A 14,622-nucleotide genomic window follows, 5' to 3' on the forward strand; every position below is an offset into this window, starting at 1 on the left:
GCAATGCTCCGGCGTTTTTCTTTTGCGCGGCGGCCAACAAATGCTCACAGTCAAACACTTAGCTAATCGACGAAGTTTCCCTTGCGTTAGAGCCGTACTACATGATAGTTAGCAATATGACTAAGCATTCGCCCGAACTATCGCTGATCTTTCAGGCTCTGGCCGATCCGACGCGCCGGTCTGTTCTGACGAAGCTCGCGCAAGGGCCTGCCCGCGTCATGGAATTGTCCGCTCCCACGGGGCTGCGTCTGCCGACTGTGATGCGGCATCTTTCGGTACTGGAGGAGGCGGGGCTTATCCGCACCTCAAAGGATGGGCGGGTGCGCACCTGCGCTATCGTGCCCGAGGCTCTGGAGCCGGTGCGAACCTGGCTTGATGAACAGCGGGCCATTTGGGAGAGCCGGCTCGACCGGTTGGAGGCATTTGCAATGCAGGCTGCGAAGGAGCGCACGGAATGATGTCGAAACTCAATCAGGACGGCACCCGTGCTGAACCCCATCTTGGCGATGGCCGCTTTGCAACACTGAGCTTCGAAAGGGTGGTCGCTGTTCCATTGTCGGTCCTCTGGCAAGTGTGGACGTCGCCTGCCGCGCGGGCTGTCTGGGCAGCGCCCACGCCCGCCGTGACCGTGGAGTTTCTGGAAGCCGATACCAGAGTTGGCGGACGCGAAGTTTCGCTCTGCAAGGTCGATGGGCAGCCGGATATTCGCTGCGAATGCGGGTGGCTGGAATTGCAGCCAGCCTTGCGCAGCGTCAATTACGAGGTGGTGTCGTCCGGTGACGTGACGCAGTCTGCGGCGCTGGTGACCGCTGATTTTTCGGCGACGGAGCAGGGCAGTCGCGTTGTCGTAACCGTGCAGCTTTCCTCATTGGCTGCGGATATGCAGGCGGGTTACCGGCAGGGCTTCGGTGCCGGTCTTAACAATCTGGCCGAGGTGGCCAGACGAACAATGGTGCTGGAGCGAACGATAAGGGCGCCGCGCAACATCGTCTGGAAGGCCTGGATGAATTCCGAGACGCTGCCGCAATGGTGGGGACCGGAAGGGTTTTCGTGTCGCACGAAGAGGATCGATCTGCGAACCGGCGGCGAGTGGGTGTTCGACATGATCGGACCTGACGGCACTGTCTTCCCGAACCATCATCGATATATCGAGGTCAGGCCTGAGGAGAGGATCGGCTACACGCTGCTCTGGGGCGAAAACGGGCCGAAACATGCCGACGCCTGGGCTTCGTTCGAGGATCAGGACGGCGCGACGAAGGACGTGCTCGGCATGGTGTTCAGCACGGAAGCCGAGTTCCAGGACGCGAAGGGTTTTGGGGCTATCGAACTGGGTCAGCAGACGCTCGGCAAACTGGAACGCTTTGTTTTCGCATCGTAATCGCACCGGGACTGAACTTCAACAGGGGCCGCTTCCAACCGATGAATTCATCGCCTTTCACCGTAAGAACAAGTCGACACACGGCTCCGCTCCCGAGGTCATTCAGGTCGCGTCGGTCTAGGTTGAGCGAGACCTGAGCGTCTTGACGCTACCCGTCGCTATCCGGCCAGTTCTTCCGTAATGACTTCGAACCGCTTCAGGATAGCCGGCCCGAAGGCGGTGGACAGGGCGACGTCGGTCGCATCTCGTCCTGTCGCCATCAAGATGCGTCCGATGCGAGGCCTGTTGTGACGGGCATCGACCGTATACCAGCGGCCGCTGAGATAGACTTCGAACCAGGCGCTGAAATCCATCGGGTTGGGGTCTTTCGGCACGCCGATATCACCGAGATAGCCGGTGCAATAGCGAGCGGGGATATTCATGCAACGGCAGAGTGTGATCGCAAGATGTGCGAAATCGCGGCAAACCCCGGTCCGGTCGATGAAGCCGCCATATGCGGTCCTGAGCGGATCGGCTTTCTCGTAGTTGAAGACAATATGGGAATGCACAAAATCGAGGATCGCCTGCACACGGGGCCAGCCGAGCGGTGTTGCCGAGAAGTTTTTCCAGGCGAAGTCCGCCAGGCGGTCGGTATCGCAGTAACGGCTGCCCAGCAGAAATACTAGAACATCGTCTGGTAAATCCTTGATATCGTGCTGGAAAGCGTTTTCAGGAACGGGATCTGGCAGGCCGCCGTCATATATGTCGAACCGCGTCGAGATCGTCGTCACACCTGGCGGTGCGGTTATGCGGCTGCAGGCGTTCCCGAAGATATCCATATAACCCCAGGCCTCGATTGGCCTGTCGAAGGTCAGCACCTGTTCGGTGAGCAGGTCTGCGCGCCGGCTGGGGTGGAGATTGAGAACAAGCAGCATTGCCGTCTCATTCTCGCATTCATAAGCAATATCGAACCCGGCGCGAATCTTCATTCAGTACATCCTTTATGAGCCATCTTGATGTTGTTCACGCTGAAACGATTTCACGCCCTCGGGCGGGCGATCATGCATCATCAAGGCGCGGCATTGTAGCCGCGCCCGCCTGTGATTTCACTTTACTGGCGGTGACGCCTTGCCGAGTTTTACGGAAGGTTCCCGTCCCCAAACACGCAGCTTGCCAAGGTTCGACACGAAGCCAGCGAGGCCTTCCTCACCTGGGAGGATAATCGTGCCCTCGTCAAGATCGCCTGCGATACCGGCCTTTTCCAGCAATGGCAGCGCCGACTGGTCGTAACCTATGAACTTGCAGTGCTGGAAAGCGTCGGCCACGAAGTCACGCGCCGTCGCCTCGTTGACCAGATCGTCTATCCCCTCGGCAGAAGTCAACAGTGCAACTGCATCGAAGAGAACCGATGGCCCGCCGTCGATCATGTGATGGGCCGCAAACCAGCTCCCGTCTGAGGCGGTGACGCCACCGACCTTCGGGGCTATCAATTCGCAGACGGCTTTTTCCTTGGTAATCGCCGACATCAGGCCGTTCAGCAATTTAGGATCGACACCGTCGGTGACGAGTATACCAAGCTTGCGGCCTTCGAAGCGTTTCGGACCACGCTCAACGATGCTGAGCGCCGGCGAGGGTTCCAGATCCTGACGTGTCGGCATGGCGGCATCCGCCGGCTTCGGCATAGACTTGAAACCTAGCTTCTGCGCGACAGTGTTTGCCAGCGTTTCGTCGATGTTCAAGAGATGCGACACCATGCGTTCGCGGATCACGGCTGTTTCCACCTTGCTCAGTTCAAATGTCAGGGCTGCCGCGATATGACGCTGTTCTGGCGGGGTCTGGCTGATGTAGAATTGCCGTGCCTGGCTGTAGTGGTCGGCAAAGCTCTCGGGGCGCAGCCGCGCCTTGATCCCCTGTTCTTCTGCCGGAAAATGACGATAGCCCCGGCTCGGCGACTCTCTCGGGCCTTCACCGAACGAGTTCGGCTGGTAATTCACCCTGCCAACAGGATTGCGCATGGCCATGTGGCCATCCTGCTGGAAATGCGCGAAGGGACACTTCGGTGCATTGATCGGCAGATGGGTGAAGTTTGGCCCGCCAAGGCGTTTCAGCTGGGTGTCGAGATAGGAAAAGTTGCGACCCTGCAACAGCGGATCATTGCTGAAGTCGATACCCGGCGGCACGTTCTGCGTCATGAACGCAACCTGCTCGGTCTCGGCAAAGAAGTTGTCGGGCATACGGTCGAGCACCAGTCGTCCGACCGGCTGCGGCTTCAGGATTTCCTCGGGGATGATCTTTGTCGGATCGAGCACATCGAAATCGAAGCTGTCGGCAAACTCCTGATCGAAGAGCTGCACCTGCAATTCCCATTCCGGGAAGTTGCCGGACTGGATCGCCTGCCACAGATCGCGGCGATGGAAATCGGGATCGGCGCCATTGATCTTGACCGCCTCGTTCCAGGCGACCGATTGAAGCCCGAGCTTCGGCTTCCAGTGGAACTTGACGAAGGTCGATTCATCCTTGGCATTGACCAGACGGAAGGTATGAACGCCGAAACCCTCCATAAAGCGGAAAGACCGCGGTATCGTACGATCCGACATGGCCCACATGACCATGTGCATGCTTTCCGGCGTCAGGCTGATGAAGTCCCAGAAATTATCATGGGCCGTCTGCGCCTGCGGAAAAGCCCGGTCAGGTTCCTGCTTGGCGGCGTGGATCAGGTCGGGAAACTTGATGGCGTCCTGAATAAAGAAGACAGGAATATTATTGCCGACGAGATCCCAGTTGCCTTCCTGTGTATAGAGCTTCACTGCGAAACCGCGCACGTCGCGCGCAAGGTCAGCTGAGCCCTTGTTGCCCGCAACCGTCGAGAAACGGACGAAGGCTGGTGTCTTTTCCCCGGCGCGCTGCAGGAAATCCGCCTTTGTGTATGCGGAGAAGGACTCGTAGGTCTCGAAGAAGCCATGCGCGCCGTAACCGCGCGCATGCACGACGCGCTCGGGAATACGCTCATGGTCGAAATGAAAGATCTTTTCGCGGAAATGGAAATCATCAACGACGAGCGGCCCGCGCGGCCCGACCCTTAGAGAATTCTGGTCGTCCGCGACCGGCCCCCCTTGAGCGGTCGTCAGCACCGGCGCGTCGTTTTCGGCTGTCTGATGCAGCTCGCCGCCAGCACCGCGCTCCAGCTTCTGGTCATGGATCGTCACGGTTTCGGTCTTGTCGCTTGGTGATGTGGAGGTGGTCTTGGCCATGGTGTGGCTCCTGAATTGGAAGGGGCCTATCCGACCCGGAAATGAAAAAGCCGCCCTAAAAGGCGGCCTAAGCTTGGAAGGGTCCCCGCACGGTCCTCGGCAGAGCCTTCAGCACTTGTTGTTCGGCGAGACAGATGTCCTTGAGCGTATCGAGGAACAGGTCATGCAATGTAGTTTCCGCAGGCATGTGGGAATCCGATCAACTTTGAATGATGTAACTGGACAACCCCTGAGTGGAGACGATGTTCCTGCTCCCGGAAAAGAATTCACACTCCGGTCTGCGGTGGCATCGCAGCGATGCCAGTAACCGGTTGAATAGGCGGACGTTCCTCATCCGGCAGAGATAGTTCTGTGGCGTTTCGACGATGATGGAACTGCAAGGTCTGCAAATTCTATTTTCAGATTGGCGGAACCATGAGGCCCGACATGTTGTTTCCCTGTCGAGCCTGCACTGAAGGCTACAACGAGGAAAAATCATGAAAAAGCTTCTTTTAGCCGCCGCGCTTCTCGGCGCGTCGACCCTTGGCGCCTTCGCTCAGACGTCCACCGCTCCAGCCACCGATGGCAGCAAGCCTGCCGTCGCTACGCCAGACACCAAGAATGCGACTGCGCCTGTGGAAGGCGCAAACAGCTTTACCGAGGAACAGGCGAATAAACGCCTTATGGACGCCGGATATGCCGAAGTGACCGGTCTTACGCTCAACGACAAGGGCGTGTGGCAGGCCAAGGCCTCGAAGGACGGCAAGTCTGTAAACGTGGCGCTCGACTATCAGGGCAATATTGTCGCTAACTAATTCAATCTTTGGGAGAATCCTATGAAGACCGTTACCGGACTTTTCGACGACTACTCCGATGCCAGCGCCGCCGTTACTGCACTGGAACAACGCGGCGTCCCGTCTAAAGATATCAGCATTGTTTCCAACAATGCAGACGAACGCCATGGCAATGATTCAAAAGCTGCTGAAGGCGCAGGCACGGGTGCCGGCATCGGCGCTGCTGTCGGTGGTGTTGGCGGCCTGTTGACAGGCCTTGGCATCATGGCAATTCCCGGCGTCGGACCGGTGGTTGCGGCAGGCTGGCTTGCTGCGACGGCTGCAGGCGCTGTTGCCGGTGCAGTTGCAGGCGGTGCCGCCGGCGGCCTTATCGGCGCGCTGACGGACGCCGGCGTTTCTGAAGACCATGCCCATGTTTACGCAGAAGGCGTTCGCCGGGGTGGCACGCTCGTGACCGCGAAGGTCGAGGACAGCCTTTACACGGACGCCGAAGAAGTCCTGCGCCAGTCCAACTGGGTTGATCCGGACAAGCGGCGCGCGGCCTATGCCGAAGACGGTTGGTCACGGTTTGACGACACGCTCGATCCTTATGAGCCCACTGAAATAGAACAGGAACGTCTGCGTTACAGACGCTAAGCGTTAGAAACAGGGAAGGTCGGCATGTGCCGGCCTTCTCTTTGATAGCCTCGGGGCAGGTGAAAGTGCCGGTCATTGCAACAGCTGGATGGTCGATCCCCAAGACTGTGGCGCACCGTTTTCCCGAAACGGGAAGTGGGCTTAGCCGATATGCTGCCGTATTCAACGGCGTCGAGATCAACTCCACCTTTTATCGCCACCACCGGCCAACGACGTTCGAGCGTTGGGCAAATTCGGTGCCCGATGACTTCCGCTTCGCCGTGAAGCTGCCGCGCGAGATCACGCATGAGCGCCGGTTGCGGGAAATCGGACAAGTCTTCAAGGCATTTGTTGGGGAACTTGCGGCGCTGGATGGCAAGCTTGGACCCTTATTGTGCCAGTTGCCACCCAATCTCACATTTGATGTCTCCGACGCGGAGGCCGCGTTAGACGCTATGCGTCAGACCTTTTCCGGCATGCTCGTACTCGAACCGCGTCACACAAGTTGGGCTACGCATTCAGCGCAAGAGGTTCTGCAACGCTATGCCATTGATCGTGTGCTGGCCAATCCTGCACCGGTCTGGCCGGCCAGTGATTTCTCCGAGCCGCCCAAATATGTCCGGCTGCACGGCGCTCCCCGGATTTATTATTCCGACTACAGCGCCGCCGAAATCCTCTCGTTTAGAAAACGCCTTTCCGCCGAATCCTGGTGCGTTTTCGACAATACGGCCTCCGGTGCCGCAATAAAGAACGCGCTGGCAATGCTCGACTATTGCGCAACCACTAGACGGTGCGCAGACTGAAATCATGTTTCAGCAGTTGGCAAAAGCGCATGAAGGCGTGACGCCTTAAAGCTGCCTTCGTGCGGTGCCGATCGCGATAACAGGGCCGGTTGCCTGACCAGTTGGTGAGCCACCGAAGGGTTCCACGCTGATCGCGAAGGTCGTGCCTTCCGAAATGTTGTTACGCATATCCGCCGGGATAATGAGATCGCCATTCGTTCCGGGCTGGAAGACACCGAGCGAACGGGTCTTGCCGCCATCCATCACGAGCCACAGTTCCAGTGATTTCTCATCGGCCTTGCCGGTCGCAACCGGTATAATGTGCATCCTGCCGGTCTCTGCATCATAGGATGCAAGCAGGTTGACCTGGCTGTCCGTTGTCGAAAGTTCGGCTACCAGCGGAGCTGTGCCCTGCCATTTTTCGGGAAATGCGGCGTAAACGATTGCCGCAACGGCAGTCGCGCTCGTGACGACCGATATCCATCGCCAGAAGGATGCGGAACTCCACAGGCTGCCATTGGCGTTGCTGGTCTTGCTGCCGAACAGGCGTTCTTCAATGCGGGCGAGAATGGCCGCACTCGGCGCCTGTTCTTCATAATCCACGTTGAAGTCTGAAAATTCGCTTTCCCAACGGTGGACCAGCTGCGCGAAGACCCTGTCGTCCTGCATGCGCCGCTCGACCTCACGACGCTTTTCAAACGGCAGCACGCCGAGCACATATTCGCCAGCGAGGATTTCGTCGCGCGAATGCATGCCCTCGCTGTTTTCGCTCGTGGTCATCGCTGCATGCACTCTCTGAGTTTGAGAAGGCTTCGCCGCAGCCAGGTTCTGACCGTGTTGAGTGGCACCCGCAATTCTTTGGCGAGTTCGATATAGCTCAGCCCTTCGATATAGGCACGACGCACCGCCTGCGCATGAACCGTTTCAAGTTCCTGCATGCAATTGTCGATCCTGCGACCCTCATCGGCCAGAACGACCTGCTGCTCCGGATTGCGGATGCTGTCATCGGCAAGGTCATAGGCTTCGTCAATGTCGTCGCCCACGGGTTTGCGCGCCCTGATCGTATCGATCGCATGGTTGCGGGCGATTGCGGCGAGCCACGTCGACGGTGTGCCGGCGCTTGCTGCAAATGTGAGGGCTCTTTGCCAGATCTTGATATAGACTTCCTGAAGCGCTTCTTCGGCTTCGGTCCTGTCACGCAGGATTTTCAGGCAGATCGCATAAAGCTTCGGGCTGGTGGCTTGATAGAGGGAAACGAATGCCGAGCGGTCGCCCATGCCGACGCGGTTTATGAGCGTTGCTATCTCTGTACCCTGCATTCGAACATCCCTTCTTGCGCCTCCTATATAGGGTTGTCCTTTGTGGGAAGGCAAGGCATGCGCGAAATGAAGTTCACGTCTTCCCGGCCAAAAATTGGCCGGGTGGAAGCAGGCGGCAGGGATGGTCACTGTCATAACACACCTGCCGGATTTTGCAGTGGACCGACCAGCCGTACGGTGACGATGTAACCGATGATGGCAGCGGCTGCGGACACGAAGGTGCCCCACAGAAGATCTGCGATGGTCAATGTCGTGGACCAGCTTTTCAACGTTGCCTGATTGGTGAGATCATATGTGGCATAGGCCATGAAGCCGACGGCTGCACCATAAACCAACGCGGTCGTCCACTGGCCTGATATGAGGGCAGGACGAACCGCAAGAAAGGTCAGTCCTGCCGCGTAGATGAGATAAAAGATGATCGCCGGGGCCAGCCGGAAGTTCTCAGCCAGAAGATCGCCGATCGCCGGGCGATAAAGCCGCGACGCCATGGTGCTTAGCCAGATGAAGTCGATCACCAGAAAGGCGATGAGGGTGAAGAAGTAGGCTGAGATATAGGTCTTCATCGGTTTGTCCTTTCCAGAGTCTAGTTGATGCGGGCCCAGGTAATGCCTTTGCACAGGAGACCAGCGACGATGCAGCCCTTGGTGGTCATGCTGTTGCCATCAACCGTCACGGTTATCTTGTAGGATTTGTCGCGTTGCGGATCGAAGGCAGTGCCCGAATAGACGCCTGTTTCATCTGGCTTTATGGTCATGATCAGCCGGTCACCGGTCTTTTCCTCGGGCGTGCCCGGTTTGATCCAGGTATTGGTGGCGCATATATTGTCGCCGCAGGGCGCGATCAGCACTTTCGCGTTGCCGTCGCCGCGCGCCCAGTTTCCGTCGATGTCGGCTGCTCCGGCACCAGAGGCCGCAAGCATCGGACCCAGGACGGATGCGATTATCAAAGGATTGATTTTCATCGTCTTTCTCCGCAGTTGTTGCCCCGCCTCTTATTTGTGCTCGATCGTGTAGAAGCCAACATTGATGGTTCCCTCGGTAAAGCCGGCTTCGCAGTAGCAGAGGTAATAATCCCAGAGCCGCCTGAAGCGGTCATCGAAACCCAGCAGCGAGATTGTCTGCCAGCGCGCATGGAAACGCTGGCGCCATTCCGCCAGCGTGCGGGCATAGGACTGGCCGAAAAGCTCGGTATCGGTGAGGCTCAGACCCGCCCTGCCGATTGCTCTTTCAAGGGCTTCGTCAGATGGCAGGAAGCCTCCCGGAAAGATGTATTTCTGGATGAAGTCCGCGTTTCGCCGGTAGTTATCGAACCGGGCAGGTTCAATGGAGATGATTTGCAGTACCGCGCGCCCGCCGGGTTTCAGGCAGCGTTTCAGTGTTTCGAAATAGCTCGGCCAATAGGCCTCACCGACCGCTTCGAACATCTCGACGGAAACGATGCGGTCGAACTTGCCTTCGACATCGCGGTAGTCCTCGAGCCTGAGATCGATATGCTCAGCCTTGTCGGTTTTCTCCGCTGCCGCCTTTGCCCAATTCAACTGTGAGGGCGAAAGGGTGAGGCCGGTAACGTTGGCATCCGCCTGGGTCGCGAGGTGGATTGCAAGCGCGCCCCAGCCGCAGCCAATCTCCAATACGCTCTCACCGCCGTTCAATTGCAGTTTGTCGACGATGCGGTTGAGTTTTTTGAGTTGGGCCGACTCAAGCGTCGGCGTCGTATCGTCGAAAATCGCCGACGAATAGAGCATCGAGGAATCGAGCCATTGCCGGTAGAATTCGTTGCCGAGATCGTAATGGGCCTCGATGTTGCGGCGGCTGCCGCGCTTTGTATTGGCGTTCAGCCGGTGGCCAAGGCGATTGATGAGGCGCATGGGCAGGCTACCGCGCGTCGATCCCCCGAAAGCGTCGTTGTTCTGTGCCGCAAAACGGATCAGGGCGGTCAGATTCGGTGTGGACCAATCGTCTTCGATGTAACCCTCGGCAAAACCGATGTCGCCATTGAGGATGAGCCGCCGTAGCGCGCGCCAGCGATGGAGAACAAGCGTCGCCTCGGTGCCCTCATGTTCCCCGGATTTCTCAATCACGCCGCCACCGGGCAGCATGACGCGCAGTCTGCCTTTGGAGACGTTGTTCAAGAGCTTGGCCATGAGCCAGCCTTCGGGACCGGTGCGTTGCCGCATCTGCGTGTTTTCCAGCGATAGTTCGTTGAGATTATCAAACGGGGTCATGAAGTTTGGCCTCGATTTGCGATGGTGATGGGTGAATGAAGGAGACAGGGGCAGAAGGTGGACGCGGTCGTTTTCTCAACCGCACACCCTTGAGCCATATTTTAAGTGCTTCCCAATGGATGCCGGCAACAACCTTGAGGGTAAGAAAGGGGATGGTGACAAAAGCCTTCAGCAACGCGCCATCGGTCAGCTCGGCACGCCGCGCCAGATGCCTCGCAGTCAGGACTGGCCCCTCATCATCAAATGTATCGATAACGATCTTCAGCTTGTCGCCCGGTGGAATGACCCGGAATACATAACGGAGATCCATGTCCATGAAGGGCGAGACATAGAAGGCCTTGTCGCAGCGCTGGACGATCTCGGCCGCACCCTCGGTCTCCACCGGGATAAGGTAGGAATGCCGCTCGCCGAACGTGTTGTCGACTTCCCATAGAATGGCTTTGAGAGACCCGTTCCGGCCGTGGCAGAAAAACACGCTGAGTGGATTGAAGGCCCAGCCAAGGATGCGTGGCATGGTGAGCAGACGGATCGGACCACCATCGACGGTCATGCCTGCGGCCTTCATGGCGTTCTCGATCTGGTTGCGCAATTCCATCTTGCTCCCGTCGCCGCGGTCCCGGCGGTGAAAGGAAAACAGGTTGAAACGATCGACGGAGAACAGCCGCAGCTTACGGTCAAGCGCATCAAGTTCATCAAGGTCGAGAAGCAGCGAGTAAATGCGATAGGCGAGCCGGTGCGCTTTCGGCTTGAAGCGCGCATGCATGACATGTCCGGGAAAAAGGGCGGAGGAGAAATGAGGCGTCATGGGATCGCCTCAACGAGTTTGATCGTTCTTTTCCGCGAAGCCAAATTCAGACGGACGATCCGGCCGCTATCATCTGTAACCTTCCAGGGCCTCGACAGGCCGCCCAGATCCTCGGCGACGGCAAGCCCCGCCTGAATGCCGTCTTCATGAAAACCCGAGCCAAAATAGGCGCCGCAGAACCAGGTGTTTCGCAAACCCTGCAACGCCCACAGTTCCTGCCTCATTTGCTCGGTGCCGGCATCGAAAACAGGATGGTGGTAGGTTTCCTCGGTGATGATTTTTCCCTTTTCCGGTTCGCGTGTCGGGTTCAGCGTTACGAAAGTGTCAGGGATTGCGCCCAGAGGCTGAAGCTTGTTCATCCAGTAGGTGATGCTCGGCTGCCCCGTTTCAATGCGTGTATCGGCCACATAGTTCCAGCTTGACCAGGCGGTGCGCCTGCGGGGCATGAAACTGCTGTCCGTGTGCAGTACCGCCCTGTTTTTCGTATAGCCAAACGCGCCGAGAATGCGCCGTTCTGCCTGGGTCGCGTCAGTCAGCATCTCCAGCGCCTGATCTGCGTGTGTGGCAATCACCACATCGTCGAATCGTTCGAATTCGCCGTTAGTGTTGGCGATCTCGACCCCGTCCGCCAGGCGGTGGATGCGTGTCACGGGTGTCGAGAGCCGAATGCGATCGACGAATGGCGCAGTGAGGCGTTTCACATATTCCCGGCTGCCGCCGACAACGGTGCGCCAGACGGGCCGGTTGCGCAGCAACAGCAGGCCGTGATTGCTGCAGAACTTCACGAAATGTGCTGCCGGGTAACGGCCGACTTCCATGGCCGGGGTAGACCAGATGGCTGCTGCCATCGGGTAAAGATGATCGTTGCGAAAGGCGTCGCCATAGTTGTTTTGAGAAAGATACTCATCGAGCGACATGTCGCCCATCATCGGCAGATCGCGCGGGGCATTGCGATAAAAGCGCAAGAGGTCGGCAAGCATTGCCCAAAAGCGCGGTCTAACGGCATTTCTCTTTTGCGCCAAAAGGCCAAAGCCAGAGCCGCCGGAATATTCGAAACCGCCATCATCCAGTGAAACGGCAAAGGACATGTCGGATGCCGCGGTCGTCACTCCCAGCGTTTTGAAAAGTGCCGTCAGATTGGGATACGTCACCTCATTATAGACGATGAACCCCGTATCGACAGACACCACACCCTGTTCAGTTTTGAACGTCACGGTGTTGCTGTGGCCGCCGACGCGGTCCGCAGCCTCGAAAACCGTGACATCATGCCGTTTCGACAAAAGCCAGGCCGCAGACAGACCGGAAATGCCTGTTCCGATCACGGCGATGTTTCGCCGGCTGTCTTTTCTTTTGGCTTCGGTATCGAACATGGTTCCTCGCTATTGCATTCACAATTCAGTTTTACGGCCTGCGACAGATACGAAGGAGCGGATCGATAAGTTTCAGCGGCGCGCAAATTTTTCAGAATTTTGTCAGGCGCTTGAAACTCTTTTGCCGTCTCGCCCGTAGTTGCCACTGGAAACTTGGTCTGAAGTCCTTCGAATACAGTGAGCGGAATGGTGATGATGTCTGTTGTGGTGGCCCTTGCCGTGCTGATGTCGCTTCTGATGGCGGCAGCCTGGGCGTTGCAGCGTTACACAGGCTCGAGTGGCTGGATCGACACCGTCTGGTCTGCGAGTGTCGGGCTCGGCGGAGTGGTTGCCGTCTTGTTTTCCGATGGTGATCTCTGGCGCCGGGGAGCGGTTCTCTTTCTCGTATTGGTGTGGTCGCTTCGGCTCGCGGGACACATCGGCATGCGGACGAGGGGAGGTGGCGAAGATCCACGTTACGCGAAGCTTATAGAAGAATGGGGCAGCAATGCCTCGTTGCGGCTTTTCGCCTTTCTCCAGATCCAGGCCGTTGCCGCCTTTGTGCTGGTTCTCGCCGTCTATCTTGCCGCCAGCAATCCTCTGCCATTTCCAAGCATTATCGATTTGATAGCGTTGATCATCGCGGCTGGTGCGCTTGTCGGCGAAGCGACCTCTGATGCACAGCTTTCACAGTTCAGAAAAACCCCGGAGGCCAAAACCGGCGTCTGCGAGACTGGTCTGTGGCGTTACTCGCGTCATCCCAACTACTTTTTCGAGTGGCTTTTCTGGTGCGGCTTTCCGTTGTTGGCCATCCATGCGCAGCCGTGGTCATGGCTGTCGCTTGCTGCGCCAGCCATGATGTACTGGCTGCTCGTCCACGTCTCCGGCATTCCCCCGCTCGAAGAACACATGCTGAAATCACGCGGAGAGAAATTCCGCGCCCTGCAAAACCGCGTCAACGCCTTCTTTCCGGGGCCACGCAAGAATGAGGACACGCCATGAACATGCTCGCATTCGCCATCAACGCTGCCGAACGCGCACCGCTGAGTGACAGTATGACGCTTGCCGGCATCGACATGCTCTGCGCGCGCACCAAACGGCGACTTGCCGGCGTTCCGGCGGCGGAAGAAAACGCTTTTGTGTCTGATATGGCGAAATTTCCCGTCGCCACACACACTGACGAAGCGAACAGGCAGCACTACGAGGTGCCGGCTGAATTCTTTGCAATCGTCCTTGGCGCGCAAAGAAAATATTCCTGCTGCTTTTATCCCAATGCTCAGACAACGCTGGATGAGGCTGAAACATTGGCGCTGGAAGAGACCGTTTCCCATGCCCGATTGCAGGACGGGATGAATATTCTCGAACTCGGCTGTGGTTGGGGTTCGCTCTCCCTTTATATGGCCGGCCGGTTTCCTAATGCGCGGATTACGTCCGTTTCGAACTCGGCTTCGCAGCGCGAATATATAATCGAACGTGCAAATGAGCGTGGCCTGTCGAACATCTCGGTGGTGACCGCCGATATGAATGATTTCACAACTGACGAGCGTTTCGACCGTGTCGTATCGGTGGAAATGTTCGAGCACATGTCGAACTGGCAGGCATTGTTCGAACGCGTCCGCTCGTGGCTGACGCCCGAGGGCAAGTTTTTCCTTCACGTCTTCAATCACCGGGATCGATCCTATCGTTTCGACCATGGCAACCGGGCAGACTGGATCGCGCAGCATTTCTTCACCGGCGGCATCATGCCTGCCTTCGATCTTCCTCACCGTTTCCCGGCGCTTTTCACCGTGGAACAGGAGTGGCGCTGGTCGGGATCACATTATCGCCGGACGGCCCTCGACTGGCTTGGAAATTTCGACCGGGAGATCGACCGTATCCGACCGATCCTGCAGAGGGTCTATGGCAACGATGCGCGCTTGTGGGAACGTCGTTGGAGACTGTTCTTCCTCGCGACGGCAGGTCTTTTCGGGCACGAAGACGGCAAGGTCTGGGGCGTTGGACACTACCTCATGGCGCGCGTCTAGATCGCTGCAAACACGCGCATGCGAACCCAATCCGGCGCCGCTTCGCCCTTGGGTGAGATGCGGCGAAGGTGTCTCTTTGGTTGGTGCAGGCCGCTGACGCCCGAGAAGCGGGAACAAGGGATA

At 57.8% G+C, this 14,622-nt stretch carries 16 protein-coding genes and 1 pseudogene; 7 read left to right on the forward strand and 10 right to left on the reverse strand.

Annotated elements, in window-relative coordinates; translation table 11 throughout:
* Nucleotides 1-116: 116 nt before the first annotated feature.
* Entirely contained in the window at nucleotides 117-458 is a 342-nt protein-coding gene (locus J5276_RS23655) for a helix-turn-helix transcriptional regulator (RefSeq protein WP_019566735.1), read from the forward strand.
* A complete protein-coding gene (locus J5276_RS23660; protein WP_174012441.1) occupies nucleotides 455-1,378 on the forward strand; it encodes an SRPBCC family protein in 924 nt (307 codons plus the stop codon). The genes J5276_RS23655 and J5276_RS23660 overlap by 4 nt, the downstream gene beginning before the upstream one ends.
* Before the next feature lie 158 nt (nucleotides 1,379-1,536).
* Here the strand turns inward: J5276_RS23660 and J5276_RS23665 are convergent, their stop codons facing one another.
* The 3 genes and pseudogenes from J5276_RS23665 to J5276_RS30810 all read right to left on the reverse strand — a co-directional run.
* The gene (locus J5276_RS23665) at nucleotides 1,537-2,346 is read right to left on the reverse strand and encodes a transglutaminase family protein (RefSeq protein WP_004431379.1); all 810 of its coding nucleotides are present in this window, start codon (nucleotides 2,344-2,346) and stop codon (nucleotides 1,537-1,539) included.
* 117 nt (nucleotides 2,347-2,463) lie between these two features.
* Nucleotides 2,464-4,608 carry a catalase C gene (gene catE, locus J5276_RS23670; protein ID WP_112154261.1) on the reverse strand — a complete coding sequence of 715 codons (2,145 nt, stop codon included), beginning with the start codon at nucleotides 4,606-4,608 and terminating at the stop codon, nucleotides 2,464-2,466.
* 85 nt (nucleotides 4,609-4,693) lie between these two features.
* A pseudogene (locus J5276_RS30810) lies at nucleotides 4,694-4,795 on the reverse strand (DUF892 family protein); the annotation flags it as partial.
* 289 nt (nucleotides 4,796-5,084) lie between these two features.
* On the opposite strand from J5276_RS30810, the gene J5276_RS23675 reads away from it, so the two are divergent.
* The 3 genes from J5276_RS23675 (at nucleotide 5,085) to J5276_RS23685 (ending at nucleotide 6,799) form a co-directional block, all read left to right on the forward strand.
* Complete coding sequence (locus tag J5276_RS23675) at nucleotides 5,085-5,402, forward strand: PepSY domain-containing protein (protein ID WP_111796632.1); 318 nt, start codon at nucleotides 5,085-5,087, stop codon at nucleotides 5,400-5,402.
* Nucleotides 5,403-5,423: 21 nt separating this feature from the next.
* Nucleotides 5,424-6,017: a general stress protein gene (locus J5276_RS23680; protein WP_019566741.1), complete on the forward strand. Its 594-nt coding sequence runs from the start codon at nucleotides 5,424-5,426 to the stop codon at nucleotides 6,015-6,017.
* Between the two features lie 65 nt (nucleotides 6,018-6,082).
* Entirely contained in the window at nucleotides 6,083-6,799 is a 717-nt protein-coding gene (locus J5276_RS23685) for a DUF72 domain-containing protein (RefSeq protein WP_111796695.1), read from the forward strand.
* Nucleotides 6,800-6,844: 45 nt separating this feature from the next.
* Here the strand turns inward: J5276_RS23685 and J5276_RS23690 are convergent, their stop codons facing one another.
* The 7 genes from J5276_RS23690 to J5276_RS23720 all read right to left on the reverse strand — a co-directional run bounded on the left by J5276_RS23690 (nucleotide 6,845) and on the right by J5276_RS23720 (nucleotide 12,496).
* Entirely contained in the window at nucleotides 6,845-7,558 is a 714-nt protein-coding gene (locus J5276_RS23690; RefSeq protein ID WP_013761042.1) for an anti-sigma factor domain-containing protein, read from the reverse strand.
* Nucleotides 7,555-8,097 carry a sigma-70 family RNA polymerase sigma factor gene (locus tag J5276_RS23695; protein WP_004431393.1) on the reverse strand — a complete coding sequence of 181 codons (543 nt, stop codon included), beginning with the start codon at nucleotides 8,095-8,097 and terminating at the stop codon, nucleotides 7,555-7,557. Before J5276_RS23695 ends, J5276_RS23690 begins: the two co-directional genes overlap by 4 nt.
* Before the next feature lie 131 nt (nucleotides 8,098-8,228).
* Entirely contained in the window at nucleotides 8,229-8,660 is a 432-nt protein-coding gene (locus J5276_RS23700; RefSeq protein WP_013761040.1) for a DUF2177 family protein, read from the reverse strand.
* Between the two features lie 20 nt (nucleotides 8,661-8,680).
* Nucleotides 8,681-9,058 (reverse strand): DUF2147 domain-containing protein, encoded by a 378-nt coding sequence (locus J5276_RS23705; protein ID WP_019566744.1) that lies wholly within the window; start codon nucleotides 9,056-9,058, stop codon nucleotides 8,681-8,683.
* A gap of 30 nt (nucleotides 9,059-9,088) precedes the next feature.
* The gene (locus J5276_RS23710; protein ID WP_174012443.1) at nucleotides 9,089-10,321 is read right to left on the reverse strand and encodes a cyclopropane-fatty-acyl-phospholipid synthase family protein; all 1,233 of its coding nucleotides are present in this window, start codon (nucleotides 10,319-10,321) and stop codon (nucleotides 9,089-9,091) included.
* Nucleotides 10,308-11,126, reverse strand: coding sequence for a DUF1365 domain-containing protein (locus J5276_RS23715; RefSeq protein ID WP_111796630.1), 819 nt, complete (start codon nucleotides 11,124-11,126; stop codon nucleotides 10,308-10,310). Before J5276_RS23715 ends, J5276_RS23710 begins: the two co-directional genes overlap by 14 nt.
* Entirely contained in the window at nucleotides 11,123-12,496 is a 1,374-nt protein-coding gene (locus tag J5276_RS23720) for an NAD(P)/FAD-dependent oxidoreductase (protein WP_111796629.1), read from the reverse strand. The genes J5276_RS23715 and J5276_RS23720 overlap by 4 nt, the downstream gene beginning before the upstream one ends.
* Nucleotides 12,497-12,688: 192 nt before the next feature.
* On the opposite strand from J5276_RS23720, the gene J5276_RS23725 reads away from it, so the two are divergent.
* Nucleotides 12,689-13,477 carry a DUF1295 domain-containing protein gene (locus J5276_RS23725; protein ID WP_111796694.1) on the forward strand — a complete coding sequence of 263 codons (789 nt, stop codon included), beginning with the start codon at nucleotides 12,689-12,691 and terminating at the stop codon, nucleotides 13,475-13,477.
* A complete protein-coding gene (locus J5276_RS23730; RefSeq protein ID WP_111796628.1) occupies nucleotides 13,474-14,499 on the forward strand; it encodes a cyclopropane-fatty-acyl-phospholipid synthase family protein in 1,026 nt (341 codons plus the stop codon). The genes J5276_RS23725 and J5276_RS23730 overlap by 4 nt, the downstream gene beginning before the upstream one ends.
* Nucleotides 14,500-14,622: the final 123 nt, after the last annotated feature.

The sequence above is a fragment of the Agrobacterium sp. S7/73 genome (assembly GCF_019355535.1).
Taxonomy (GTDB): Bacteria; Pseudomonadota; Alphaproteobacteria; order Rhizobiales; family Rhizobiaceae; genus Agrobacterium; species Agrobacterium tumefaciens.

Excerpts from the sequence above, each read along its gene's own strand:
- J5276_RS23665 (WP_004431379.1), bottom strand. The coding sequence starts at position 2,346 with ATGAAGATTCGCGCCGGGTTCGATATTGCTTATGAATGCGAGAATGAG.
- J5276_RS23710 (WP_174012443.1), bottom strand. The coding sequence starts at position 10,321 with ATGACCCCGTTTGATAATCTCAACGAACTATCGCTGGAAAACACGCAG.
- J5276_RS23720 (WP_111796629.1), bottom strand. The coding sequence starts at position 12,496 with ATGTTCGATACCGAAGCCAAAAGAAAAGACAGCCGGCGAAACATCGCC.
- J5276_RS23725 (WP_111796694.1), top strand. The coding sequence starts at position 12,689 with ATGATGTCTGTTGTGGTGGCCCTTGCCGTGCTGATGTCGCTTCTGATG.
- J5276_RS23715 (WP_111796630.1), bottom strand. The coding sequence starts at position 11,126 with ATGACGCCTCATTTCTCCTCCGCCCTTTTTCCCGGACATGTCATGCAT.
- J5276_RS23695 (WP_004431393.1), bottom strand. The coding sequence starts at position 8,097 with ATGCAGGGTACAGAGATAGCAACGCTCATAAACCGCGTCGGCATGGGC.
- J5276_RS23655 (WP_019566735.1), top strand. The coding sequence starts at position 117 with ATGACTAAGCATTCGCCCGAACTATCGCTGATCTTTCAGGCTCTGGCC.
- J5276_RS23700 (WP_013761040.1), bottom strand. The coding sequence starts at position 8,660 with ATGAAGACCTATATCTCAGCCTACTTCTTCACCCTCATCGCCTTTCTG.
- J5276_RS23660 (WP_174012441.1), top strand. The coding sequence starts at position 455 with ATGATGTCGAAACTCAATCAGGACGGCACCCGTGCTGAACCCCATCTT.
- J5276_RS23675 (WP_111796632.1), top strand. The coding sequence starts at position 5,085 with ATGAAAAAGCTTCTTTTAGCCGCCGCGCTTCTCGGCGCGTCGACCCTT.
- J5276_RS23680 (WP_019566741.1), top strand. The coding sequence starts at position 5,424 with ATGAAGACCGTTACCGGACTTTTCGACGACTACTCCGATGCCAGCGCC.
- J5276_RS23705 (WP_019566744.1), bottom strand. The coding sequence starts at position 9,058 with ATGAAAATCAATCCTTTGATAATCGCATCCGTCCTGGGTCCGATGCTT.
- catE (WP_112154261.1), bottom strand. The coding sequence starts at position 4,608 with ATGGCCAAGACCACCTCCACATCACCAAGCGACAAGACCGAAACCGTG.
- J5276_RS23690 (WP_013761042.1), bottom strand. The coding sequence starts at position 7,558 with ATGACCACGAGCGAAAACAGCGAGGGCATGCATTCGCGCGACGAAATC.
- J5276_RS23730 (WP_111796628.1), top strand. The coding sequence starts at position 13,474 with ATGAACATGCTCGCATTCGCCATCAACGCTGCCGAACGCGCACCGCTG.